Origin of the sequence: Streptomyces sp. NPDC058257 (genome assembly GCF_042881845.1) — a bacterium.
GTDB lineage: Bacteria > Actinomycetota > Actinomycetes > Streptomycetales > Streptomycetaceae > Streptomyces.
This window is the reverse complement of the sequence record NZ_JBHVXJ010000052.1, coordinates 1-1,391: the sequence shown is the minus strand read 5'-3', so window position 1 is coordinate 1,391 and position 1,391 is coordinate 1. Positions and strand designations below refer to the sequence as shown.

The window sequence follows — 1,391 nt, the reverse complement described above, 5'->3', positions numbered from 1 at the left end:
CCGCGCAGGCCGCCCGCACCCCCGACGCGATCGCCGTCACCGGCGAAGAGGGCCAGCTGACCTACCGGGAACTGGACGAAGCCGCCAACCAGCTCGCCCACCACCTGCGCAACCACGGCATCGGCGTCGAGGACGTCGTCGGCCTCTGCCTGCACCGCAGCCTGGACCTGATCATCTGCCTGGTCGGGACACTGAAAGCAGGCGCCGCCTACCTGCCCCTGGACCCCGACTACCCCCCCGCCCGCCTGACCCGCATGGCCACCACCTCACACACCGCCGTGATCCTCACCCACACAGCCACCCGCGAGACAGCCGCAGACCTCGACCTGCCAGCGAGCACCCGCCTGCTGGACCTGGACACCGAACGGCCGGCGATCACCACCCGCCCCACCACCGCACCAGCCCTGGACATGCATCCCGACAACGCCGCCTACATCCTCTACACCTCAGGCTCCACCGGCCTGCCCAAGGGCGCCGTCAACACCCACGCCGCCTTCACCAACCGCATCGCCTGGATGCAAAACACCTACCCCCTCACCCCCACCGACCGCGTCCTGTTCAAAACCCCCATCGGCTTCGACGTCAACGGATGGGAATGGACCTGGCCCCTGACCACCGGCGCCCGCATCCACCTCACCCCACCCGGCACACACCGCGACCCCCACCAACTCGCCCACCTCATCCAGACCCACCACATCACCACCGCCCACTTCGTCCCCTCCATGCTCCGCTACTTCCTCGACAACCCCACCACCCAAAACTGCACCACCCTGCGCCACCTCATCGTCTCCGGCGAAGAACTCACCCCCCACCTCACCCACACCCACCACCAAACCCTCCCCACCACCCAACTCCACAACCTCTACGGCCCCACCGAAGCCGCCATCGACGTCACCGCCCACACCACCCAACCCCCCACCCCGACCACCACCCGCATCCCCATCGGCACCCCCATCAACGCCACCCACATCCACATCCTCGACCCCCACCACCAACCCACCCCCATCAACGTCACCGGCACCCTCCACATCGCCGGCACCCCCCTCGCCCGCGGCTACCACCACCAACCCGCCCTCACCGCAGAACGCTTCACCCCCCACCCCACCCAACCCGGACAACGCCTCTACAACACCGGCGACCTCGCCCACTACAACCCCGACGGCACCATCACCTACCTCGGCCGCACCGACCACCAGATCAAAATCCGCGGCCAACGCATCGAACCCGCAGAAATCGACACCGCCCTCCAAACCCACCCCCACATCACCCACACCATCACCACCACCCACACCACCACCGACGGACACACCCACCTCGCCACCTACTACACCACCAACACCCCCACACCCCCCACCCCCACCCAACTCCGCACCCACCTCACCCACCACCTC

1 protein-coding gene is annotated in these 1,391 nt (G+C 68.0%); it reads left to right on the top strand.

Features of this window, described 5'->3' with window-relative positions; all coding sequences use genetic code 11:
* Positions 1 to 1,391, top strand: a 1,391-nt coding sequence (locus tag ACFVXC_RS42440) for an amino acid adenylation domain-containing protein (RefSeq protein ID WP_389917200.1), incomplete at both ends; no start/stop codon positions are given.